At 61.4% G+C, this 21,383-nt stretch carries 25 protein-coding genes; 12 read left to right on the top strand and 13 right to left on the bottom strand.

Annotated features, from left to right (window positions below):
• Positions 1–50 precede the first annotated feature (50 nt).
• From ACYZTL_RS18935 to ACYZTL_RS18920, 4 genes are all read left to right on the top strand, one after another.
• The gene (locus tag ACYZTL_RS18935) at positions 51–293 is read left to right on the top strand and encodes an exodeoxyribonuclease VII small subunit (protein ID WP_007894317.1); all 243 of its coding nucleotides are present in this window, start codon (positions 51–53) and stop codon (positions 291–293) included.
• Entirely contained in the window at positions 290–1,177 is an 888-nt protein-coding gene (gene ispA, locus ACYZTL_RS18930; RefSeq protein ID WP_461953033.1) for a (2E,6E)-farnesyl diphosphate synthase, read from the top strand. The genes ACYZTL_RS18935 and ispA overlap by 4 nt, the downstream gene beginning before the upstream one ends.
• Before the next feature lie 91 nt (positions 1,178–1,268).
• On the top strand, positions 1,269–3,167 hold the full coding sequence (gene dxs / locus ACYZTL_RS18925) for a 1-deoxy-D-xylulose-5-phosphate synthase (RefSeq protein ID WP_461953032.1): 1,899 nt from the start codon (positions 1,269–1,271) through the stop codon (positions 3,165–3,167).
• 156 nt (positions 3,168–3,323) lie between these two features.
• Positions 3,324–5,207: a TonB-dependent receptor domain-containing protein gene (locus ACYZTL_RS18920; protein WP_461953031.1), complete on the top strand. Its 1,884-nt coding sequence runs from the start codon at positions 3,324–3,326 to the stop codon at positions 5,205–5,207.
• A 151-nt stretch (positions 5,208–5,358) separates the two neighbouring features.
• On the opposite strand, the gene ACYZTL_RS18915 is transcribed toward ACYZTL_RS18920, so the two are convergent.
• The 12 genes from ACYZTL_RS18915 to nrdR form a co-directional block, all read right to left on the bottom strand.
• Positions 5,359–6,159, bottom strand: coding sequence for a cobalamin-binding protein (locus ACYZTL_RS18915; RefSeq protein WP_461953030.1), 801 nt, complete (start codon positions 6,157–6,159; stop codon positions 5,359–5,361).
• Positions 6,159–6,578: an MFS transporter gene (locus tag ACYZTL_RS18910; protein WP_461953029.1), complete on the bottom strand. Its 420-nt coding sequence runs from the start codon at positions 6,576–6,578 to the stop codon at positions 6,159–6,161. The genes ACYZTL_RS18915 and ACYZTL_RS18910 overlap by 1 nt, the downstream gene beginning before the upstream one ends.
• Positions 6,575–7,192, bottom strand: coding sequence for a GTP cyclohydrolase II (gene ribA / locus ACYZTL_RS18905; RefSeq protein WP_461953028.1), 618 nt, complete (start codon positions 7,190–7,192; stop codon positions 6,575–6,577). Before ribA ends, ACYZTL_RS18910 begins: the two co-directional genes overlap by 4 nt.
• Before the next feature lie 244 nt (positions 7,193–7,436).
• Positions 7,437–8,174 (bottom strand): substrate-binding periplasmic protein, encoded by a 738-nt coding sequence (locus ACYZTL_RS18900; RefSeq protein WP_461953027.1) that lies wholly within the window; start codon positions 8,172–8,174, stop codon positions 7,437–7,439.
• 20 nt (positions 8,175–8,194) lie between these two features.
• Positions 8,195–8,698, bottom strand: coding sequence for a phosphatidylglycerophosphatase A family protein (locus ACYZTL_RS18895; protein ID WP_131062001.1), 504 nt, complete (start codon positions 8,696–8,698; stop codon positions 8,195–8,197).
• Complete coding sequence (gene thiL, locus ACYZTL_RS18890; RefSeq protein WP_461953026.1) at positions 8,695–9,660, bottom strand: thiamine-phosphate kinase; 966 nt, start codon at positions 9,658–9,660, stop codon at positions 8,695–8,697. The genes ACYZTL_RS18895 and thiL overlap by 4 nt, the downstream gene beginning before the upstream one ends.
• 27 nt (positions 9,661–9,687) lie before the next feature.
• A complete protein-coding gene (gene nusB, locus ACYZTL_RS18885) occupies positions 9,688–10,188 on the bottom strand; it encodes a transcription antitermination factor NusB (RefSeq protein WP_214379096.1) in 501 nt (166 codons plus the stop codon).
• Positions 10,185–10,661, bottom strand: a complete 477-nt coding sequence (ribH, locus tag ACYZTL_RS18880) for a 6,7-dimethyl-8-ribityllumazine synthase (RefSeq protein ID WP_003228649.1) — start codon at positions 10,659–10,661, stop codon at positions 10,185–10,187. Before ribH ends, nusB begins: the two co-directional genes overlap by 4 nt.
• Before the next feature lie 236 nt (positions 10,662–10,897).
• Positions 10,898–11,989, bottom strand: coding sequence for a bifunctional 3,4-dihydroxy-2-butanone-4-phosphate synthase/GTP cyclohydrolase II (gene ribBA, locus ACYZTL_RS18875; protein WP_461953025.1), 1,092 nt, complete (start codon positions 11,987–11,989; stop codon positions 10,898–10,900).
• Positions 11,990–12,005: 16 nt separating this feature from the next.
• Positions 12,006–12,668, bottom strand: coding sequence for a riboflavin synthase (locus ACYZTL_RS18870; RefSeq protein ID WP_084319673.1), 663 nt, complete (start codon positions 12,666–12,668; stop codon positions 12,006–12,008).
• Between the two features lie 46 nt (positions 12,669–12,714).
• Positions 12,715–13,848, bottom strand: coding sequence for a bifunctional diaminohydroxyphosphoribosylaminopyrimidine deaminase/5-amino-6-(5-phosphoribosylamino)uracil reductase RibD (gene ribD, locus ACYZTL_RS18865; RefSeq protein ID WP_461953024.1), 1,134 nt, complete (start codon positions 13,846–13,848; stop codon positions 12,715–12,717).
• Positions 13,845–14,309, bottom strand: a complete 465-nt coding sequence (gene nrdR / locus ACYZTL_RS18860; RefSeq protein WP_003228656.1) for a transcriptional regulator NrdR — start codon at positions 14,307–14,309, stop codon at positions 13,845–13,847. The genes ribD and nrdR overlap by 4 nt, the downstream gene beginning before the upstream one ends.
• Before the next feature lie 128 nt (positions 14,310–14,437).
• On the opposite strand from nrdR, the gene ACYZTL_RS18855 reads away from it, so the two are divergent.
• From ACYZTL_RS18855 to trxA, 3 genes are all read left to right on the top strand, one after another.
• Positions 14,438–14,902 (top strand): YbaY family lipoprotein, encoded by a 465-nt coding sequence (locus ACYZTL_RS18855; RefSeq protein ID WP_461953023.1) that lies wholly within the window; start codon positions 14,438–14,440, stop codon positions 14,900–14,902.
• On the top strand, positions 14,899–15,555 hold the full coding sequence (locus tag ACYZTL_RS18850; protein ID WP_461953022.1) for a class I SAM-dependent methyltransferase: 657 nt from the start codon (positions 14,899–14,901) through the stop codon (positions 15,553–15,555). Before ACYZTL_RS18855 ends, ACYZTL_RS18850 begins: the two co-directional genes overlap by 4 nt.
• Before the next feature lie 137 nt (positions 15,556–15,692).
• Complete coding sequence (gene trxA / locus ACYZTL_RS18845; protein WP_084319670.1) at positions 15,693–16,565, top strand: thioredoxin; 873 nt, start codon at positions 15,693–15,695, stop codon at positions 16,563–16,565.
• A gap of 116 nt (positions 16,566–16,681) precedes the next feature.
• On the opposite strand, the gene ACYZTL_RS18840 is transcribed toward trxA, so the two are convergent.
• Entirely contained in the window at positions 16,682–17,029 is a 348-nt protein-coding gene (locus ACYZTL_RS18840; protein WP_461953021.1) for a hypothetical protein, read from the bottom strand.
• Positions 17,030–17,163: 134 nt separating this feature from the next.
• Between ACYZTL_RS18840 and ACYZTL_RS18835 the strand changes: the two genes are divergently transcribed.
• The 5 genes from ACYZTL_RS18835 (at position 17,164) to ACYZTL_RS18815 (ending at position 21,320) form a co-directional block, all read left to right on the top strand.
• The gene (locus ACYZTL_RS18835) at positions 17,164–17,739 is read left to right on the top strand and encodes a DUF2796 domain-containing protein (protein ID WP_461953020.1); all 576 of its coding nucleotides are present in this window, start codon (positions 17,164–17,166) and stop codon (positions 17,737–17,739) included.
• 137 nt (positions 17,740–17,876) lie between these two features.
• Entirely contained in the window at positions 17,877–18,587 is a 711-nt protein-coding gene (locus ACYZTL_RS18830; protein WP_461953019.1) for an ABC transporter ATP-binding protein, read from the top strand.
• A gap of 1 nt (position 18,588) precedes the next feature.
• Positions 18,589–19,854 carry an ABC transporter permease gene (locus ACYZTL_RS18825; RefSeq protein ID WP_461953018.1) on the top strand — a complete coding sequence of 422 codons (1,266 nt, stop codon included), beginning with the start codon at positions 18,589–18,591 and terminating at the stop codon, positions 19,852–19,854.
• 11 nt (positions 19,855–19,865) lie between these two features.
• Positions 19,866–20,384, top strand: coding sequence for a DUF3299 domain-containing protein (locus tag ACYZTL_RS18820; protein WP_461953017.1), 519 nt, complete (start codon positions 19,866–19,868; stop codon positions 20,382–20,384).
• Between the two features lie 237 nt (positions 20,385–20,621).
• A complete protein-coding gene (locus ACYZTL_RS18815) occupies positions 20,622–21,320 on the top strand; it encodes an OmpW/AlkL family protein (protein ID WP_461953016.1) in 699 nt (232 codons plus the stop codon).
• Positions 21,321–21,383: the final 63 nt, after the last annotated feature.

The following is a 21,383-nucleotide window of genomic DNA, read 5'->3' as shown; positions in this document are numbered from 1 at the left end:
CCATGTCTGCTAGTGTCGCGCCGGTTTAACGTCAACCGGAAATAGCCGCCATGGCCCGCAAAAAAGCTGCACTGGATTTCGAACAATCCCTCGCTGACCTGCAAACGCTGGTGGAGCGACTGGAGAACGGCGAATTGTCGCTGGAAGACTCGTTGACGGCTTTCGAGCAGGGCATCGGTCTGACCCGCGATTGCCAGGCAGCGCTGGCCCAGGCCGAGCAGAAGGTTCAAGTGCTGCTCGAGCGTGATGGCGAGTTGGCCGAGGAACCCTTCGACGCGGATCAGCCAGAATGATCGCAGCGTATTCGGCGACCAGCCAGGCCCTCGTCAATGCGGCACTGGAAACCTTGTTCAACGCGCCAAGCCCCGAGCTCGCGCGGCTGTACGAAGCCATGCGCTACAGCGTGATGAACGGCGGCAAACGCGTGCGCCCTCTCTTGGCCTACGCAGCGTGCGAAGCGTTGGGCGGCAAGGCTGAGCAAGCCAACGGCGCAGCCTGCGCGGTGGAGCTGATCCACGCTTATTCGCTGGTTCACGACGATCTGCCGGCGATGGACGACGACGACCTGCGTCGCGGCCAGCCAACCACCCACAAAAAATTCGATGAAGCCTGCGCGATCCTGGCCGGCGACGGCTTGCAGAGCCTGGCCTTCAGCGCCCTGCTCGACCCGCGCCTGAGTTCGTCAGATGCTGAAATCCGCCTGCAAATGGTCAGCGCATTGGCGTTGGCGGCCGGCCCGGCAGGTATGGTCGGCGGTCAAGCCATCGACCTGGGTTCGGTAGGTCTGAAACTCGATCAAAAAGCCCTCGAAACCATGCACCGGCACAAGACCGGTGCGCTGATCGAGGTCAGCGTCAAACTCGGCGCACTGGCCAGCGGCCGTGCCGAAAAGGACGAACTGAAATCCCTGCAGACTTATGCACAGGCCATCGGCCTGGCGTTTCAGGTGCAGGACGACATTCTCGACGTCGAAAGTGACACCGAAACCCTCGGCAAACGCCAGGGCGCCGACATCGCTCGCGACAAGCCAACCTACCCGGCCCTGCTCGGCCTCGAAGCGGCCAAAGCCTACGCCCTGGAACTGCGCGATCAGGCCCTGCATGCGCTGCGACCGTTTGACGCGGCCGCCGAGCCGTTGCGCGATCTGGCCCGTTATATCGTCGACCGCCGCAGCTGACGGCGTATCCGCCAAAAAAAACCAACGCGTGGGCAGGGGGCGATGCATCAGGTAAACTGCCGCATCTTTTATACCTATAACGATTCGCCTGATGCCCACGACGTTTCATGAGATTCCCCGCAAGCGCCCGACCACGCCCCTGCTCGACCGTGCCAACACGCCGGACGGCCTGCGCCGGTTAGGCGAAGCCGAGCTGGAAACCCTGGCCGATGAGTTGCGCCTGGAATTGCTCTACACGGTCGGTCAGACCGGCGGGCATTTCGGTGCAGGCCTGGGCGTCATCGAGCTGACCATCGCGTTGCATTACGTCTTCGACACCCCGGACGACCGGCTGGTGTGGGACGTGGGTCATCAGGCCTATCCGCACAAAATCCTCACCGGCCGTCGCGAGCGCATGGGCACCCTGCGCCAGAAGGACGGCGTCGCCGCTTTCCCGCGTCGTTCCGAGAGCGAGTACGACACCTTTGGCGTCGGCCACTCCAGTACTTCGATCAGCGCTGCGCTGGGCATGGCCATTGCCGCCCGCCTGCAGAACAGTGATCGCAAGGCGATCGCCGTGATCGGCGACGGCGCGTTGACCGCCGGCATGGCCTTCGAAGCGCTGAACCATGCGCCGGAAGTGAACGCCAACATGCTGGTGATCTTGAACGACAACGACATGTCGATCTCGCGCAACGTCGGTGGCTTGTCGAATTACCTGGCGAAAATCCTTTCCAGCCGCACCTACGCGAGCATGCGCGAGGGCAGCAAAAAGGTCCTGTCGCGGCTGCCCGGCGCCTGGGAAATCGCCCGTCGCACCGAAGAATACGCCAAAGGCATGCTGGTCCCCGGCACGCTGTTCGAAGAGCTGGGCTGGAACTACATCGGCCCGATCGATGGCCACGACCTGCCGACTTTGATCGCCACCCTGCGCAACATGCGCGATCTGAAAGGCCCGCAATTCCTGCACGTCGTCACCAAGAAAGGCAAAGGCTTCGCTCCGGCGGAAGTCGACCCGATCGGTTACCACGCGATAACCAAACTCGAACCCGTCGATGCACCGGCCGCTGCGCCGAAAAAGGCCGGCGGGCCGAAGTATTCCGGCGTGTTTGGCGAATGGCTGTGCGACATGGCTGCTGCCGATCCGCGCTTGGTGGGCATCACCCCGGCGATGAAGGAAGGCTCCGATCTGGTGGCCTTCAGCGAGCGTTTCCCGCTGCGCTATTTCGACGTGGCTATTGCCGAACAACACGCCGTCACTTTCGCGGCTGGTATGGCCTGCGAAGGCGCGAAACCTGTTGTGGCGATTTATTCGACGTTCCTGCAACGGGGTTACGACCAGCTTGTGCATGACGTCGCGGTGCAAAACCTCGACGTATTGTTCGCCATCGACCGTGCCGGTCTGGTGGGCGAAGACGGCCCGACACACGCGGGCAGCTTCGACCTGTCGTTCCTGCGCTGCATCCCCGGCATGCTGGTGATGACCCCGAGCGACGAAAACGAACTGCGCAAAATGCTCACCACCGGCCACCTGTACAACGGCCCGGCAGCAGTGCGTTATCCGCGCGGCAGCGGCCCGAATGCGACGATCGAGAAAGACCTGCAACCGATCGAGATCGGCAAAGGTGTGATCCGCCGTCAGGGCAGCAAAGTCGCCCTGCTGGTGTTCGGTGTGCAATTGGCCGAAGCACTGAAAGTCGCCGAGACGCTGGATGCGACCGTGGTCGACATGCGTTTCGTCAAACCGCTGGATGAAGAGCTGGTTCGGGAGATTGCCGGTAGCCATGAGTTGCTGGTGACCATCGAAGAGAACGCGATCATGGGCGGTGCCGGTGGCGCCGTCAGCGAATTCCTCGCCCAGGAAAACATCCTCAAGTCGATGCTGCACCTGGGCTTGCCGGACAGCTACGTCGAGCACGCCAAGCCTGCGCAAATGCTGGCCGAGTGTGGGTTGGATGAAGCCGGGATCGAGGCTTCGATTCGCGAGCGTCTGCAACTGCTGAACCGCTAAACACACTCTCCCTGTGGGAGCGGGCTTGCCCGCGAAGAGGCCGGCACACCCAACATCAATGTTGAATGTGCCGACGCCTTCGCGGGCAAGCCCGCTCCCACAGTGGTTTGTGGCGTTATCAAAATTGTGTACACCCCAAGTACCACCGGACTGCCAATGAAACACTTTCCCCTCGCCCTGACGCTGACCCTTCTGCCGTCCGGCCCACTCCTGGCCGACACCTTCGAACGCGATCAGGCCCTGAAACTGCCCGACGTGCTGATCAGCGCCAACCGCCAGGTCGAAGCCCGCAACGACAGTAGCGCCGCCAACACCGTGTTCACCCGCGACGACATCGACCGTCTGCAACCGAGCAGCGTCAACGACTTGCTGCGTCGTGTGCCCGGCGTGCAAGTCGGGCAAACCGGCGGGCGCGGTAGCCTGCCGGGGATTTACATTCGGGGTACAAAGTCGGTGCAGAGCCTGGTGCTGGTGGACGGTCAACGCATCGGCAATTCGACTTCCGGCGACAGCGACCTGCAACACATCAACATCGAACAGGTCGAGCGCGTGGAAGTCCTGCGCGGTTCTCGCTCGGTGATTTATGGCAGCGATGCGATTGGCGGGGTGATCCAGATTTTCACCCGCCGTGGCGTCGAACAAGGCCTGCAACCGCGCCTGCACGCAGGCTTCGGTAGCAATCAGACCTGGGAGCGCAGCCTCGGCTTGTCCGGGGGCGATGAGCAAACCCGCTTCAACCTCGGCGCCAGTCTCGATGAAACCGCCGGGATCAATCGCACCCACGAGTCGTACCCGAGCGACGGCGATCACGATGAGTACCGCAACAAGTCGGTGAGCTTGAGCCTGAGTCACGCCCTCACCGATGACATCGAAATCGGCGCGAACCTGCTGGATAACCGTGGCAAAAGCGCATTCGACAACCCGTTCGGCCGCTTCGATACCACCACCTTTGAATCGGTCCAGCAGCAGCCTTACAACGAATTCACGGTGAGCAGCCTCAGCAGTTACGTCAATGCGCGCATCAACGACCTGTGGAAAACCCGCGTCGAATTCGGCCACAGCGAAAACCGCGAACAGACCTCCGACAAGCTCAGCGATGAACGCGGCGTGTTCAACACCTACCGCGATTCGCTGAACTGGCAGAACGACCTGACGCTCGACGCGCGCAACAGCCTGATCCTTGGCGGTGACTGGTACGAAGACCGCATCAACAGCAGCACAGCGTTTGACGAGGACAGCCGCTGGAACCGCGCGGCGTTTATCCAGCATCGCTATCAGGCGGACAGCTTCTCCACGGAACTGGGCCTGCGCCGCGACCAGAACCAACAGTTCGGCAGTCAGAACAGCTGGAGCGGCACGTTCACCCTGCCGTTGAACCCGGACAACGATGTGCTGCTGACCTACAGCGAAGGCTTTCGCGCGCCGACGTTCAACGACTTGTACTACCCGAAGTACAGCAACCCGGACCTGAAGCCTGAAACCTCGAAAAGCTACGAACTGCAATGGCGCAGTCAGCTAACCGATACCAGCCGCCTTGAAGCTTCGCTGTATCGCACCGACCTCAAGGACGCGATCATCTTCGGCAGCAACGACCGCCCGCAGAACGTCGCCTCGGCGCGGATCAACGGATTTGAAGCGGCGTTGAAGCAGGAACTGTTCGGCTGGCAGAGCAATCTCGGCGTGGCGATCATCGACCCGCGGGATCGCGACAGTGGCCATACCCTGGCGCGTCGTGCACGGCGCACGTTGAGCCTGGATCTGGATCGGCAGTTCGATCGACTGGGTTTCGGCGCCAGTTGGCAAGCGGTGAGCAGCAGTTATGACGATGAGAACAATCAGCAGCCGCTAGGTGGGTATGCGCTGCTGGGATTGCGCAGCAGTTGGGAGCTGAATCGTGAGATCAAGCTTGAGCTGAAGGTCGATAACTTGCTGGACAAGGGTTACAGCCGGGCGTTGTACAGCCATGACGGCAGTCAGTTTGGGTATCGCGAGGAAGGTCGGGCGTGGATGTTCGGGGTGACCTGGACGCCTGAAATCTAAAACTGACACCGGACATTGTGGCGAGGGAGCTTGCTCCCGCTCGACTGCGCAGCAGTCGCAAAACAGACTGACGCAGTCCCATCTGAAGTAACTCACTGACAGATTTGGGGCCGCTTCGCAGCCCAGCGGGAGCAAGCTCCCTCGCCACAGGTTAGCGGTCAGGCGCGATGACTTGGCAAAGTTTGGCCGTCGCTTCAATCATCTGCCCACTCGGTCGCTCCAATCCCTTGTCCGTCACCAGCCGCAATTGCCCTTGCGCCACCGCAGCTACATTTGGCCACGCATTCCACGCATCCAGCTGCGCCTGATCGCTGGCCAGAATCACCTCGGGATTACGCTGCAACACCGCCTCCACACTGACCTGCGGCGCGGGCAGCGTCAGGTCGGCAAACACATTGCGCGCCCCGCACACTTCCAGCGCATCGCTGATTATCTGCCCGCCGCCGACGGTGTACAGCGGACGATCCCAGACCTGGTAAAACACTCGCAACGGTTCGTACCGTCGATAGCGCTGGCGCAGTGCATCGAGGCGCTGCCGCAGATCGCTGGCCAAAGACACGCCACGCTCGGGCCGGCCGAGTTGCGCGGCGATCGCCTCGATTTGCACGGTCAATTGTTCAAGGTTGTGGGGGTCGGCGACGTACGTGGGGATGTTCAAGCGCTTGAGTTGTTCACGCTGCGCCGGACCGACGCTGCCGGGCCAGAGCAGCAGCAAATCGGGTTTCAGGCTTAGCAAGCGTTCCATGTCCAACTGACCGTAGCGGCCAACGGAAGGCAGGTCTTTGAGCTCAGCAGGACGATCGCCAGCATCGAGCACACCGACCAGCAAATCCGCCGAGCCCAGTTCAACCAAGATTTCAGAGAGAGACGGCGCGAGGCTGACGACGCGCTCGACCGCAACAGCCGAGCCGCTGACGACCAGCAGCAAAACCGCCAGCCCGAGGCGGCGCATCAGCCGAGTTGACGCGGGATACGGTAGAGGTAGAACAGCACCGTTGTCGACAGCGCCAACAGCACCAGCGGCACCGCTTCAAGACCAACGAAGACGGCCAAAGCACCGATCCAGGCCGGCAAACCAGCAGCCAGAAACGCAGCACGACGCTTGGCAGCCAGGACAATCCACGCGGCGGGCTCTTCAGGGGTATCGAGAGCTTTCTGGGTGGCGATCAGCGCGTGCTTGTAGCCACCGAAAAACTTCAGACTGACAAACATCGACGCCACACCGGCAATGAATAATGGCATCGCCAACACCGGCAGAAGCGCCTCGCTCTGGCCGAATACGCCGTTGATGACGAGGAGCGGCAACAACGCCAGCGCCAGGTATTGCCACCAGCTGACGGACAGTCGCCGCCGCACTTGACCGCGGGTCACGCCCGGTCTACCTCACCCTGATGCTCGTTACCCATCATGTGGTCGAGCTTGCTGGCCTTGGTGGCCAGGTAGAGTTTGTTGTGCGGATTATGGCCGGTGTGCAGCGGCACGCGCTCGGCGACCACGATACCCATGTCGGTCAAGGCTTTGACCTTGCGCGGGTTGTTGGTCATCAGACGCAGGGATTTCACGCCCAAGTGCTCAAGCATCGGCAGGCACATGGCGTAGTCGCGCTGGTCGGCGGCGAAGCCCAGACGCTCGTTGGCTTCAACGGTATCGGCGCCGCCGTCCTGCAATTCATAGGCGCGGATCTTGTTCAGCAGGCCAATGCCGCGGCCTTCCTGACGCAGGTACAGCAACACGCCACGGCCTTCACGGGCGATGGCCTGCAACGCGGCTTCAAGTTGCGAGCCGCAGTCGCAACGCTGGCTGAACAAGGCGTCGCCAGTCAGGCATTCGGAGTGCAACCGACCGAGTACCGGGGCACCGTCGTCGAACTCACCGAGGCTCAGCACGACGTGTTCGCGCCCGCTTTCTTCATCGAGAAAGCCGTGCATGGTGAATTGCGCAAAAGGCGTTGGCAGCTTGGAAGCGGCGACAAAAACGACAGGCACCGGTGTGCTCCTGATCTATAGGTACTGGAGATTCGCAGACGCGGCATTGTAACAGCACGTTCCTACAGACGCTTAGGCTGAATTATGGGGCATAACGATCTAAAAGTTTGATCTCCGGGCCCACAGCAGAATTTGTAGGAGCGAGCTTGCTCGCGATGGACGTTAACGATGACGAGGGCTGTCTGGATGCTCGCGGCGTCCTCTCGTCCTTCGCGAGCAAGCTCGCTCCTACAGGGAACTATGATCAATTTGTGTCAAACGGATAAGGCTGTTTCCAGCGCTCGAAGATCGGTTTCAGCCGGCCGTTTTTGACCAGCACCTCCATTCGCTGGTCGAACAGCGCCATCAACTTCCGCGCCTTGGGCGTATTGGCAAAGCACAGGTACAGCGGCAATTCCGCAATGTGCGTGCGCCGGAATTGGGACGGATCCTTGGCCCGGCGGAGCACGTAATCCACTTCGGTCAGCGCGTCGATGTAGTAGTCGGCACGGTTGTGGGTCAGCATCGACAGAATGCCGGTGCGCCGAACGACTTCGTTATAGCGGCTAACGTTGGGCAGGTAATTCTGGAATTCGTATCCGCGGACCCAGGCCAGTCGATAATTGCCCAACGTCTCCGGGGTCGGCGCCGGATTACTGGCCAGCCCCAGAGCGTAGATGTGATCGGTGTCGTAATTCCAGCGCGGATACAGCAGATCACTGACTTCATCGCGATAGCCACCGACACAGGCGTCCACTTCGCCTCGCTGGGTCAAGCCAATAGCGCGAATGTAAGGTTCGGTCCGGATGTCCAGTTTGACGCCGGCAGGCTCGAAGACTTCGCGCAGCACGTCCCAACCCAGGCCATGGCCATCGGCGGCGGTGTAGTCTTCCCAGTCTTCGCTGGCCAGATGAATTACCGATGGCGTCGTCACTGCCTCCCCCGACTGGGCAAGCGAAGCAAACAGTGAGAAACCCATCACAGCCAACCAGCGTCGAGCCATCTAGTCTCCTGCTCCGCCACTCAGGCGAAAATCCATACCAGCCCCTGCATCGCCAACCACGCAAATACCCCGGCCAATACGTCGTCGAGCATGATCCCGACGCCGCCGTGCACATGCCGGTCGATCCAGTGAATCGGCCACGGCTTGAGAATGTCGAAGAAGCGGAACACCACAAAACCCGCGAGCAGCCAGTACCAGCCTTCCGGCACCAGCCACAGGGTGATCCACATCCCGACCATTTCGTCCCAGACGATGCCTTCGTGGTCGTGCACCCGCAAATCGTCGGCCACTTTGCCGCACAGCCAAAAGCCGAACAGCATGGTGATGCCCAGCATCAGCCAGTAACCCCAGTCGGGCAGCATCTGCCACAACGGAATAAAGGGTAGCGCAACTAACGAACCCCAGGTGCCCGGCGCCTTTGGCAAGGTGCCCGAACCGAAGCCGAACGCCAGGAAATGCCATGGATTGCGCCAGACCGACGGCGGTACGAATTCCGCCGGAACCTGTTTGGGATGATCTGTCACGGTGTCTCCCGAAAATGTTGATAGCCCCGTGTTTGCGGGGTGATGTCTTGTCCGGCGGCATCCAGCAACACAACGCCCTGCCCTGCCACAACACGCCCGACCACATGGATCGGCCAGCCATCTGCCACCATCTGCGGCAACTCGACGGACGGTAAGGTGAAGGCCAGCACGTAATCGTCTCCGCCGCTCAGGGCGGCGTCTTCAGCGCCCGATTGACCGAGGAAGGCCACTAAAGCCTTCGACAGCGGCAACCGCTCCCGTTCGACTTGAATGCCGACCTTCGACGCGAGTGCGATGTGCCCGCAGTCGGCGAGCAGGCCGTCGGAGATGTCCAGCGCCGAGGTCGCCTTGCCGCGCAACGCCTGCCCCAGCGCGAGTTGCGGTTGCGGCGACCAGTAATGCGCCAACAGCGGATCGGCGATGGCCGCTTCGGCGGTTCGCTGACAGAGCACCAGCGGCAAGGCACCGGCGGCGTTGCCCAGCTCACCCCCGACACACAGCAAGTCACCGGGCCGAGCACCGCTGCGGGTCAATGCCAAACCACTTGGCACACGCCCGAACACAGTCATGGTCAGGCTCAACGGCCCACGAGAGGTATCGCCGCCCACCAGCGCCACGCCACAGCTCTGCGCCATGAGATTCAATCCACGGGCATACGCTTGCAGCCAATCGGCGGTCGCCGAAGGCAAGGTCAGAGCAAGGGTAAAGGCAACAGGAGTGGCGCCCATGGCAGCCAGGTCGCTGACGGCTACAGCCAGCGAGCGCTGACCGAGCAGAAACGGGTCGCAAGGGTCTGCGAAATGCACGCCGGCAACCAGCGTGTCGGTGGAAATCGCCAACTGTTCCCCCGGGGGAACAGCGAGCAAGGCGCAGTCATCACCGATCCCGAGGGCAACGCCCTCGCCGCCCTGCGCACAAGGCGCGGCGGCGAAGAAATTGCGGATCAGCTCAAACTCACCCATGGCTGAGACAAAGAGTTCAAGCGCCAATCAGCGCTTGAACGCCTTCACTTCAGCTTCACGCAGACGCGGGGCCAGCTTGTCGAGTACGCCGTTGACGAACTTGTGGCCGTCGGTGGAACCGAAGACTTTCGCCAGCTCGATACCTTCGTTGATCACCACGCGGTACGGTACGTCGACGCGCTCAAGCAGTTCCCAGGTGGACAGGCGCAATACCGCCAGTTCAACCGGGTCCAGCTCTTCGATGGTCAGGTCCAGGCAAGGCTTGAGCGCGGCGTCGATCTTGTCCTTCTGCGCGGGAACCCCATGCAGGATTTCACGGAAGTAGGCGCCGTCGACATCGCTGAAATCGTTATCGACCCGGAACTGCGCTTCGATTTCGTTCAGCGACTGCTTGGCCATGTGCCATTGGTACAGCGCCTGAGTCGCGAGCTGACGGGCTTCGCGACGCTTGACGCTTTTCGATGGCTTGCCGGCATCCGCAGGCTTTGGATCGCGCGGGTTGAAACGATCGCTATCGTCGCTAATCACTTGGCCTCCAACTGCGCCAGCAGGCTGACCATTTCCAGAGCGGACAGGGCAGCTTCGGCACCTTTGTTACCGGCCTTGGTGCCGGAACGTTCGATGGCTTGCTCGATGGAATCAACGGTCAGCACGCCGAAGGCAACCGGTACGCCGAATTCCATGGACACCTGGGCCAGGCCCTTGGTGCATTCGCCCGCCACGTATTCGAAGTGCGGAGTACCGCCACGAATGACCGCGCCCAGAGCGATGATGGCTGCGAACTCGCCCTTCTGAGCGACTTTCTGCGCAACCAGCGGGATTTCGAAGGCGCCAGGCGCACGGATGATGGTGATGTCGCTTTCGCTCACGCCGTGGCGAACCAGGGCATCAACTGCACCGCTGACCAGGCTTTCAACGACGAAGCTGTTGAAACGGCCCACTACCAGAGCGTAGCGGCCTTTAGGGGCGATGAAGGTACCTTCGATGGTCTTCAGGGTCATTCGTTAATTCTCTTAAAGAGCCGGGACGCGTCTTCTACGCGTCCCTCAGTGATATTAGCCACGAATACAGCACCGGAAATCCCGCAACGACGTTCACTTTGTGGCGAGGGAGCTTGCTCCCGCTGGCTGCGTAGCAGCCCCTCTTGTGGGCGCTGCGCACCCAAGCGGGAGCAAGCTCCCTCGCCACAGTAAATCAAACAAGCCTTAAGTGAACAACGATGCCAAACCCCGGGTCATTATTCGGAGGGCACGTATTCTACAACTTCCAGATCGAAACCGGATATCGCATTAAATTTCATTGGCGCAGACATCAGGCGCATTTTGCGCACGCCCAGGTCCCGAAGGATCTGCGAACCGGCACCGACAATGCTGTAGGTGGTCGGTTTTTTCACGGCGGCGTGATCGGCGGTTTCGCGGATGTGCGCCAGCAACACGTCGCCATCGAGCGGGTGACCGAGCAACAGCACCACGCCGCTGCCAGCCTCGGCAACCGCGGCCATGGCGGCACGCAGGCTCCAGCGGCCTGGCTGCTTGACCATCAACAGGTCGCGTAGCGGGTCCATGTTGTGCACGCGAACCAGGGTCGGTTCTTCGGCGCACACGGTGCCCAGGGTCAGGGCCATGTGCACGTCGCCTTCTACGGAATCACGATAGGTCACCAGGTTGAATTGGCCCAGTTCGCTGTCCAGCGGCTGCTCGGCAATCCGCTGAACGGTACGTTCGTGGATCATCCGGTAGTGAATCAGGTCGGCGATGGTGCCGATTTTGATGTTGTGTTCGGCGGCGAACGCTTCGAGTTCGGCGCGACGGGACATGGTGCCGTCGTCGTTCATCACTTCGCAGATCACGCCGCTCGGCTCGAAACCGGCCATGCGCGCGAGGTCGCAGGCGGCTTCAGTGTGGCCAGCGCGGGCCAGGGTGCCGCCGGCCTGGGCCATCAACGGGAAGATGTGGCCGGGGCTGACAATGTCTTCAGCCTTGGCGTCTTTCGCGGCAGCGGCCTGCACGGTGCGCGCACGGTCGGCGGCGGAGATGCCGGTGGTCACGCCGGTGGCGGCTTCGATGGACACGGTGAACTTGGTGCCGAAACCGGAACCGTTGCGCGGTGCCATCAGCGGCAGCTTCAGCAGTTCGCAGCGCTCGCGGCTCATCGGCATGCAGATCAGGCCACGGGCGTGCTTGGCCATGAAATTGATGTGTTCGGCCTGGCAGCACTCGGCGGCCATGATCAGGTCGCCTTCGTTCTCGCGGTCTTCGTCATCCATGAGGATGACCATCTTGCCTTGGCGGATGTCTTCAACCAGTTCTTCGATGCTATTGAGCGCCACAAGGCACCCCCTTGGGTCAGGATTTGAGGTAGCCGTTGGCGGCCAGAAAGCTTTCTGTGATGTTACTGGACGCTGGCTCTGCGGCCTTGTCGCCCAACAGCAGGCGCTCCAGATAACGCGCCAGCAAGTCAACTTCGAGGTTTACCCGGCGACCTGGCTGGTACGACGCCATGATGGTTTCGCTCAGGGTGTGCGGAATGATGGTCAGCAGGAACTCGGCGCCATCGACTGCGTTCACGGTCAGGCTGGTGCCGTCGACGGTGATCGAGCCTTTGTGGGCGATGTACTTGGCCAGTTCTTTCGGCGCGCGAATACGGAATTCCACGGCGCGCGCGTTCTCGGTGCGGGCAACCACTTCGCCCACGCCATCGACGTGGCCGCTGACCAGATGCCCGCCGAGGCGAGTGGTCGGGGTCAGGGCTTTTTCCAGGTTGACCGGGCTGCCGCTTTTCAGGTCGTTCATGGCGGTGCAGTCGAGGGTTTCGCGACTGACGTCCGCGGCAAAGCCGTTGCCTGGCAGTTCAACCGCGGTCAGGCACACGCCGTTGACCGCGATGCTGTCGCCCAGTTTGACGTCGCTCAGATCGAGCTTGCCGGTTTCTACGTGTACCCGCACATCTCCACCTTTTGGGGTCAATGCACGAATACTGCCGATGGATTCGATGATGCCGGTAAACATGGAGTCCTCCTCGAGAACAGGGCCGTCGCTTGGCGCAGGCCAGGAATTATACGCTCGCCGTCGGTGCAGGAACGGCGATGATTCGCCAGTCATCGCCAACCGCGCGAATTTCGGTGATTTTGAGCTCGGGCGCGTCTTTCATCTGCGCCAGCGGCCAGTCCAGTAATGGTCTGGCCGAAGAGCCGAGGAATTTGCCGGCGATGAAAATCTGAAATTCATCCACCAGGCCTTGCTGGGCAAAGGCCCCCGCCAGACGTGGACCCGCCTCGACCAGCACTTCATTGACCCCGCGATGGGCCAGTTCGACCAGCAGCTTGCGCAGGTCAACCAAACCATCGTCGCCGGCCACGATCAGGCATTCAGGGCCGTTGGCGTATTGCTCTTCGATCGCCATGCAGGTGGCGACCAATGCCGGGCCGGCCTTGAAGAACGGCGCGTCCAGCGGCACGCGCAAACGGCCGTCGATCAGCACGCGAAGCGGCGGACGGCTCATTGCCAAAGCGGTTTGCTCGGCGTCCAGCCCCAGCTCGTCAGCGCGCACGGTCAAACGGGCATTGTCCGCCAGCACCGTGTCGGCGCCGGTCAGCACCACGCTGGCCTGGGCACGCAGGCGTTGTACCGCCGAACGCGCGGCCGGGCCGGTGATCCATTGGCTTTCGCCGCTTTCCATTGCCGTGCGACCGTCGAGGCTCATGGCCAACTTGACGCGCACGAACGGTAAGCCGTGTTCCATGCGTTTAAGAAAGCCTTGATTGAGCTTGCGTGCCTCGCCTTCCAGCACACCGCTTTCGATGGCAATGCCAGCCTGAGCCAGACGCTGCATGCCGCGACCGGCAACCGACGGATTCGGGTCCTGCATCGCCGCGACTACGCGGGCGACGCCGGCATTCACCAGCGCATCGGCGCAGGGCGGCGTGCGCCCGTGGTGGCTGCACGGTTCGAGGGTCACGTAAGCGGTGGCGCCACGGGCCTTGTCGCCGGCGGCGCGCAGGGCGTGGACTTCGGCGTGAGGTTCGCCGGTACGCACATGCCAGCCTTCGCCGACAATCTGCCCGTCCTTCACAATCACACAGCCAACACGCGGGTTGGGGTGCGTCGTGTAATGACCTTTGCGCGCCAGTTCCAGCGCGCGGGCCATGTAATGGGCGTCGAGGATGGCAAGTTCTGGGGAGGTGGTCATTCTTTCACCGGCTCACGGGCCAGGCGATCGATCTCTTCGCGGAACTCGTTGAGGTCCTGGAAGCGCCGATACACGGAGGCGAAGCGAATGTAGGCGACTTCGTCGAGCTTTTGCAGCTCGGCCATCACCAGTTCACCGACCACGAGGGACTTGACCTCGCGTTCGCCGGTGGCGCGCAGTTTGTGTTTGATGTGCACCAGCGACGATTCGAGGCGCTCGACACTCACCGGGCGCTTCTCCAGCGCACGCTGCATGCCGGCGCGGAGTTTTTCTTCGTCGAACGGCTGGCGGCTGCCGTCGGTTTTGATCAGGCGCGGCAACACCAGTTCAGCGGTTTCGAACGTCGTGAAACGCTCGCCGCAGGCCAGGCATTCGCGCCGGCGGCGCACCTGTTCGCCCTCGGCGACCAGACGCGAGTCGATGACCTTGGTGTCGTTGGCACCGCAGAAGGGACAGTGCATGGTGGCAGGCAACAAAAAAAGGGAGGGCCATGGTAGCGCATCCCGGTGGCAAGACAAGCCATAGGGTTTGCGGTATACAGACGGGCTATATAGAACGATCCATGGATTTCACCTTGCTGGAGCCGCTAATGTCACTCAGACCGCTCGTTTTGCTCAGTCTTTTCAGCCTGTTGGTGGCCTGCAGCAGCGATGCACCCAAGCCCCAGCCGCCGACACCAGGGCCCGCCCCACAAGCTGCGCAGAAGAAAGCCAAAGAGTCCGCCAACCTCGGTCCGCTGCCGGCTTATCAACGTGAACTGAGCGGCACCCTGCAAGGCGTGCCAGCCGGTGCCGAAGTCGAACTGGCCCTGTTGGTGATCGACGACAAGGACCGCCCACAGCAATTGCTCGCCAGTTCGAGCCTGATTGGCACCAATCAAGTGTTGCCGTTTCATCTGCGTTTCAACCCGGAATCTTTCCCGGCCGGCGCCCGCGTGGAACTGCGCGGCCGTGCCAGCCAGTCCGGCCAGCTGATTTTGCACCTGCCATCGCAGACCATCACGCAGCCAACCACGCAGGCATTGGGTCAGCTGCAATTCGTCAAAGCGCCATGAGTGCACCGCTCGACCTGCAACAGGCACTGGGTGAATTGCTCGGCGATGCGCAGCTTGTCCCTGTCGCATTGCCCGATACCGAGCTGAAACTCTGGCTGATCGACGGCGACAACATGGATCGCGCGTTCAGCCCGGAAGAAACGCGACGGATTCTGCATGAGCCGCCGTACTGGAGTTTCTGCTGGGCCAGTGGACTCGCGGTGGCCCGTTATCTCGCCGAATTCCCTGAGTGGGTCAAAGGTAAGCGCGTGCTGGATTTCGGCGCCGGTTCCGGGGTGGCGGGGATTGCCGCCGTGAAGGCCCGGGCGCTGGAAGTGGTGGCCTGCGACCTGGATCCACTGGCGATTGCCGCGTGTCGGGCGAATGCCGAACTCAATGATGTGCGTCTCAACTACTCGACGGATTTTTTCGCCGAGGCGGATCGGTTTGATCTGATTCTGGTGGCCGACGTGCTGTACGACCGGGCGAACCTGCCGCTGCTCGACGAGTTTTTGAGTCGTGGCCGGGAGGCGCTGGTGGCAGATTCGCGGGTGCGGGATTTTCGTCATCCGTTGTATCAGCGGATTGAAATGCTGGAAGCGATGACGTTGCCGGATCTGGCTGAGCCGGAAGAGTTTCGGCATGTGAGCCTGTATCACGCGCGGCGTGCTTGAAGCCGTCAAAAGATCGCAGCCTGCGGCAGCTCCTACATTGATCGCGTGCAATCCCGATCCTGTAGGAGCTGCCGAAGGCTGCGATCTTTTGCGCCAGACCTTATAGTGGGCGTATTCACGCTTTTACGAGATCCCCCATGAGTCAGGAAACGCCATACATCTTCGACGCCACGACTGCCGACTTCGACCAGTCGGTGATCGAGAACTCTTTCCACAAACCGGTGCTGGTGGATTTCTGGGCCGAATGGTGTGCGCCCTGCAAAGTGCTGATGCCGATGCTGCAGACCATTGCCGAGAGCTATCAGGGCGAGTTGCTGCTGGCCAAGGTCAACTGCGATCTCGAACAGGACATCGTCGCCCGCTTCGGCATTCGCAGCCTGCCGACCGTGGTGTTGTTCAAGGATGGCCAGCCGGTGGACGGTTTCGCCGGTGCACAACCGGAATCCGCCGTACGGGCGATGCTGGAGCCTCACGTGCAAATGCCGCCACCGGCAGCGGCTGATCCGTTCGAACAGGCACAGGCGCTGTTCGACGAGAGTCGTTTCGCCGATGCCGAAGCCATTCTCAAAGTGCTGCTGGGCGAAGACAACACCAACGCCAAGGCTCTGATTCTTTATGCCCGCTGCCTGACTGAACGGGGCGAGCTGGGTGAAGCGCAAACCGTGCTCGACGCGGTGAAAAGCGACGAACACAAGGCTGCATTGGCCGGTGCAAAGGCGCAGATCCAGTTTCTCGGCCAGGCCAAGGACCTGCCGGATGCCGCGGACCTGAAGGCGCGTCTGGCGAAGAATCCGCAGGACGATGAAGCGGTGTATCAACTGGCGATCCAGCAACTGGCCCGTCAGCAGTACGACGCGGCGCTGGATGCGTTGCTCAAGCTGTTCATCCGCAACCGCAGCTACAGCGAAGGCTTGCCGCACAAGACGTTGCTGCAGGTGTTCGAACTGCTGGGCAATGATCATCCCTTGGTGACCACCTATCGCCGCAAACTGTTCGCCGCGCTGTATTAACCCGTAGGAGCTGCGACACGCTGCGATCTTTTGATTTTGATCTGCGCTGGAAAATCAAAAGATCGCAGCGTGCCGCAGCTCCTACAAGATCAAAAGATCGCAGCCTGCGGCAGCTCCTACACTGGCTCGTGCCAGCTGTAGAGCGGCGTATCTCCGCCGCTCGTTACTTTCACATCAGCGCTATGTCGCAAGCGCACCAGCAAGCGTTTGCCCGACGCCGCGCTGCCGGTCAGTCCTTCCAGCTGCTCCAGCAAATCCGGCCCGCTCAATTGCCCGGCCTTGCGCAACAAATCCTTTGCGATCTGCCACTGCGCATCGTCCTGACTCACCGGTTTCGCCGGCGCCGCACTGGCTTCGGGCTTGACCACCTGCAACTGCGCGCCGAGCCGCGCCCAGTCACCGTCGTCCATCTCCAGGGTTAAATCCACCGGCCAGTCGCCGATAGTTCCGCGTATCCGCAACATAAGTCTGCTCCTGCACATTTCTGACCCACATGCTCCCATGGGACTTGTGCAACGCCAAGCGGACGGTCAAACTCTCGGCAACTACGTTATAAGATTACATAACAATTTATTCACTTTACTTCCGGAGACCCTCCATGCGCCGTCTGCTGCTCGCTTTGCCGTTTGCCCTGTTGCCGCTGGTTGTCGCCCACGCCGCTGAAGAACATGACCATGAGCACGGCAGCCTCGGCGCTCACGAACATGGCGTCAGTCGCCTGAACGCGGCACTGGACGGTCAGACCCTGGAGCTAGAGCTGGAAAGCCCGGCGATGAACCTGGTGGGTTTCGAACACGCCGCCACTACCGACGCCGACAAGGCCAAAGTCGCCGCCGTCCGCGCGCAGCTGGAAAAACCGCTGGCCCTGTTCAACCTGCCGAAAGCCGCCGGTTGTGTGGTCGCGAGCCAGGAACTGGAAAGCCCGTTGTTCGGCGACAAACCGGATGCCGATGACGATCACGACGACGCCAAAGACGAACATCACCACGATCACAGCGAAATCCACGCTCACTATCAATTCACCTGCGCGGCCCCGGGTGCGCTGAAAACCCTGGATCTGGCGAACATCTTCAACACGTTCCCGGCGACCCAGAAAATTCAGGTACAACTGATCAGCCCGAGCGGACAGCAAGGGGTTGAAGTGACGGCCAAGGCTGCCGCCCTCAAGTTCTGACCACCCCGATCTCCTGTAGGAGCTGCCGAGTGCAACGAGGCTGCGATCTTTTGACTTTAAAGATCAAGATCAAAAGATCGCAGCCTCGTTGCACTCGGCAGCTCCTACAGGTCATCAGCACTCATGAAACCGGTGTTATGACCCAAGCACTCATCGAACTGTCCGACCTGGGCTTCAGCTGGCCCGGTCACCCGCCGCTGCTGGACATCCCGGCGTTTCGTCTGGAACCGGGTGAAACCCTGTTCCTCAAAGGCCCGAGCGGCAGCGGCAAAACCACCTTGCTCGGCTTGCTCGGTGGCGTGCAGAAGCCCGATCGCGGCAGCATTCGCCTGCTCGGCCAGGAACTGACCGAACTTGGTGCCGGCGCCCGTGATCGCTTCCGGGTCGATCACACCGGCTACATCTTCCAGCAGTTCAACTTGCTGCCGTTTCTCTCGGTGCGCGAGAACGTCGAGTTGCCCTGCCACTTCTCCCGACTGCGCGCCGAGCGGGCAATCCAGCGCCACGGCAGCGTCGATCAAGCCGCCGCCACCCTGCTCGCTCACTTGGGCCTGAAGGATGAAAGCATCCTCAGCCGCCGCGCCGATTCACTGTCCATCGGTCAGCAACAGCGCGTCGCCGCCGCGCGCGCCTTGATCGGTCAGCCGGAACTGGTCATCGCCGACGAACCGACTTCCGCCCTGGATTACGACGCTCGCGAAAACTTCATTCGCCTGCTGTTCGCCGAATGCCGTGAAGCAGGATCGAGCCTGTTGTTTGTCAGCCACGACCAAAGCCTCGCGCCACTGTTCGATCGCCACCTGTCGCTGGCCGAACTCAATCGCGCCGCCACCCCGTTCGAGGTCTGAGATGTATTTGTTTCGCCTAGCCATGGCCAGCCTGGCTAACCGCCGCTTCACCGCGATCCTTACCGCGTTTGCCATCGCCCTGTCAGTCTGCCTGCTGTTGGCCGTGGAACGGGTGCGCACCGAAGCCAAGGCCAGTTTTGCCAGCACCATCAGCGGCACCGATCTGATCGTCGGCGCTCGCTCCGGTTCGGTGAACCTGCTGCTGTACTCGGTGTTCCGCATCGGCAACGCCACCAACAACATCCGCTGGGACAGCTTCGAACACTTCGCCAACAACCCGAAAGTGAAGTGGGCGATCCCGATGTCGCTCGGCGACTCCCATCGCGGTTATCGGGTGATGGGCACCACCGGGGCGTACTTCGAGCACTACCAGTACGGCCATCAACAACACCTGGAATTGGCCGATGGCCGCGCCTTCGCCACCGATCCATTTGAAGTGGTGCTCGGCGCCGAAGTGGCCGATGCCCTGCACTACAAACTCGGCGACAAACTGGTGCTGGCCCATGGTGTGGCGGTGATCAGTCTGGTCAAACACGACGACAAACCGTTCACCGTGATCGGCATTCTGAAACGCACCGGCACCCCGGTGGACCGCACATTGCACATCAGCCTCGGCGGCATGGAAGCGATTCACATCGACTGGCACAACGGCGTGCCCGCCCAGGGCCAAGGCCGGATCAGTGCCGATCAGGCGCGCAACATGGACCTGACGCCGCAAGCGATCACCGCGTTCATGCTCGGCCTCAACAGCAAGGTTTCGACCTTTGCGCTGCAGCGCGAAATCAATGAATTCCGTGGCGAACCGATGCTGGCGATCCTGCCGGGCGTGGCGCTGCAAGAGTTGTGGAGTTTGATGAGCACGGCGGAAAAAGCCTTGTTCGTGGTCTCGCTGTTCGTGGTGCTGACCGGGTTGATCGGCATGCTCACGGCGATTCTCACCAGCCTGAATGAACGTCGGCGCGAGATGGCGATTCTGCGTTCGGTGGGTGCTCGTCCGTGGCACATCGCAACCTTGCTGGTGCTGGAGGCGTTTGCCCTGGCCTTGTCAGGAGTGATTGCCGGCGTGGCCTTGCTTTACCTGTGCATCGCCGCCGCTCAGGGTTACGTGCAAGCCAATTACGGCTTGTACTTGCCGCTGGCCTGGCCCAGTGAATATGAATGGACGCTGCTCGGTGGCATCCTGATCGCCGCGCTACTGATGGGCAGCGTGCCGGCCTGGCGTGCGTATCGCCAATCCCTGGCCGATGGCCTGTCGATCCGACTATGAGGACGTTAACGATGCCCCACGCTCTGCTTGCGCTGTTGATGCTGGTCGCCCTGCCGCTGTGGGCGGCCGAGCCGAAAGAGCTGACCTGGTCGGAAATGATCCCGCCGGACGCCATGCCGGAGGTGCCGAACATGAAGCCCCTGCATGACCTGTCTCAGATGGGCAACGCGCTGTCTGCGGAATCGGCGCCGGCGGCCAAGCAAGACATGCCCAATGCGCCGGTGGTGAAGAGCCTCGACGGCAAGAACATTCGCCTGCCGGGCTATATCGTGCCGCTGGAAGTGAGTGAAGAAGGCCGCACCACGGAGTTTCTGCTGGTGCCGTATTTCGGCGCCTGCATCCATGTGCCGCCACCGCCGTCGAACCAGATCGTGCATGTAAAAAGCGAAGTCGGCGTGAAGCTGAATGAGCTGTATCAGCCGTACTGGATCGAGGGGGCGTTGCAGGTCAAGGCGTCGACCAGCGAGTTGGCGGATGCGGGGTATCAGATGGAGGCGGACAAGATTTATGTGTATGAATTGCCGGAGTGAATCCTGGCAGTCATGTGGTGTTTGATAGATAGCCTTCGCGAGCAAGCCCGCTCCCACAGGGATCACCTAAATCCTGTGGGAGCGGCGGTGCGGCGATCCGACTTGCTCGCGAAGGGGCCGGCAAAGGTTCCGCAATAAAACCGCCCATCACCGTTTCATTGAGCTGAATCAAAAGACCGGATCAGGTGGCTCCGTACCATTGGACATCGAACATTTTCAACGTCCTCTGGAGCCCCCATGCACAAGTCCTTGCTCTGCGCTTCGCTGTTTGCCCTCACGCTCGCAGCCCCGCTCGCCAATGCCCACGAAGGAGGCGACATCCTCGTTCGTGCCGGTGCAATCACCGTCAACCCGAAAGCCGACAGCTCCAGTGTCAAGGTCGATCAAGGCCCGCTGAAAGGCACTGATCTGGGTGGCAAAGCCACCATGAGCAGCGACACGCAACTGGGCCTGAACTTTGCCTACATGCTCAACAGCCACTGGGGCATCGAGCTGCTGGCAGCGACGCCATTCGAGCACGACGTGAAGCTCAAAGGCACCGCCCTGGGCGCGGCCAACGGCAAACTCGGCACCCTGAAACACCTGCCACCAACCCTGAGCGTCGTGTATTACCCACTGGATGCGAAGTCCGCGTTCCAGCCGTATGTCGGCGCCGGTATCAACTACACCTGGATCTACGACGAGCACGTCAGCAGCGACGCCCAGACCAACGGTTTCAGCAACTTCAAGGCCGATAACTCGTGGGGCATGGCGTTTCAGGTCGGTGCCGACTACATGATTACCGACAACATCATGCTCAACGCCCAAGTGCGCTACATCGATATCGATACCACCGCGACCGTTGAGAACGACGCCGTTGCACCGGGCACTCGGGCCAAGGTCGATGTGGATGTTGATCCGTTCGTCTACATGGTCGGTCTGGGTTACAAGTTCTAACGAGCAATCACGTGGTGGTGAATGCGGGCAATTGTGGCGAGGGAGCTCGCTCCCGCTGGGCTG

The organism is Pseudomonas sp. LB3P81, assembly GCF_054897965.1.
This window is presented reverse-complemented; position numbering and strand designations above follow the sequence as displayed.

Excerpts from the sequence above, each read along its gene's own strand:
- ACYZTL_RS18935 (WP_007894317.1), top strand. The coding sequence starts at position 51 with ATGGCCCGCAAAAAAGCTGCACTGGATTTCGAACAATCCCTCGCTGAC.
- ispA (WP_461953033.1), top strand. The coding sequence starts at position 290 with ATGATCGCAGCGTATTCGGCGACCAGCCAGGCCCTCGTCAATGCGGCA.
- dxs (WP_461953032.1), top strand. The coding sequence starts at position 1,269 with ATGCCCACGACGTTTCATGAGATTCCCCGCAAGCGCCCGACCACGCCC.
- ACYZTL_RS18920 (WP_461953031.1), top strand. The coding sequence starts at position 3,324 with ATGAAACACTTTCCCCTCGCCCTGACGCTGACCCTTCTGCCGTCCGGC.
- ACYZTL_RS18915 (WP_461953030.1), bottom strand. The coding sequence starts at position 6,159 with ATGCGCCGCCTCGGGCTGGCGGTTTTGCTGCTGGTCGTCAGCGGCTCG.
- ACYZTL_RS18900 (WP_461953027.1), bottom strand. The coding sequence starts at position 8,174 with ATGGCTCGACGCTGGTTGGCTGTGATGGGTTTCTCACTGTTTGCTTCG.
- thiL (WP_461953026.1), bottom strand. The coding sequence starts at position 9,660 with ATGGGTGAGTTTGAGCTGATCCGCAATTTCTTCGCCGCCGCGCCTTGT.
- ribH (WP_003228649.1), bottom strand. The coding sequence starts at position 10,661 with ATGACCCTGAAGACCATCGAAGGTACCTTCATCGCCCCTAAAGGCCGC.
- ACYZTL_RS18870 (WP_084319673.1), bottom strand. The coding sequence starts at position 12,668 with ATGTTTACCGGCATCATCGAATCCATCGGCAGTATTCGTGCATTGACC.
- ribD (WP_461953024.1), bottom strand. The coding sequence starts at position 13,848 with ATGACCACCTCCCCAGAACTTGCCATCCTCGACGCCCATTACATGGCC.
- nrdR (WP_003228656.1), bottom strand. The coding sequence starts at position 14,309 with ATGCACTGTCCCTTCTGCGGTGCCAACGACACCAAGGTCATCGACTCG.
- ACYZTL_RS18855 (WP_461953023.1), top strand. The coding sequence starts at position 14,438 with ATGTCACTCAGACCGCTCGTTTTGCTCAGTCTTTTCAGCCTGTTGGTG.
- ACYZTL_RS18850 (WP_461953022.1), top strand. The coding sequence starts at position 14,899 with ATGAGTGCACCGCTCGACCTGCAACAGGCACTGGGTGAATTGCTCGGC.
- trxA (WP_084319670.1), top strand. The coding sequence starts at position 15,693 with ATGAGTCAGGAAACGCCATACATCTTCGACGCCACGACTGCCGACTTC.
- ACYZTL_RS18840 (WP_461953021.1), bottom strand. The coding sequence starts at position 17,029 with ATGTTGCGGATACGCGGAACTATCGGCGACTGGCCGGTGGATTTAACC.
- ACYZTL_RS18835 (WP_461953020.1), top strand. The coding sequence starts at position 17,164 with ATGCGCCGTCTGCTGCTCGCTTTGCCGTTTGCCCTGTTGCCGCTGGTT.
- ACYZTL_RS18830 (WP_461953019.1), top strand. The coding sequence starts at position 17,877 with ATGACCCAAGCACTCATCGAACTGTCCGACCTGGGCTTCAGCTGGCCC.
- ACYZTL_RS18825 (WP_461953018.1), top strand. The coding sequence starts at position 18,589 with ATGTATTTGTTTCGCCTAGCCATGGCCAGCCTGGCTAACCGCCGCTTC.
- ACYZTL_RS18820 (WP_461953017.1), top strand. The coding sequence starts at position 19,866 with ATGCCCCACGCTCTGCTTGCGCTGTTGATGCTGGTCGCCCTGCCGCTG.
- ACYZTL_RS18815 (WP_461953016.1), top strand. The coding sequence starts at position 20,622 with ATGCACAAGTCCTTGCTCTGCGCTTCGCTGTTTGCCCTCACGCTCGCA.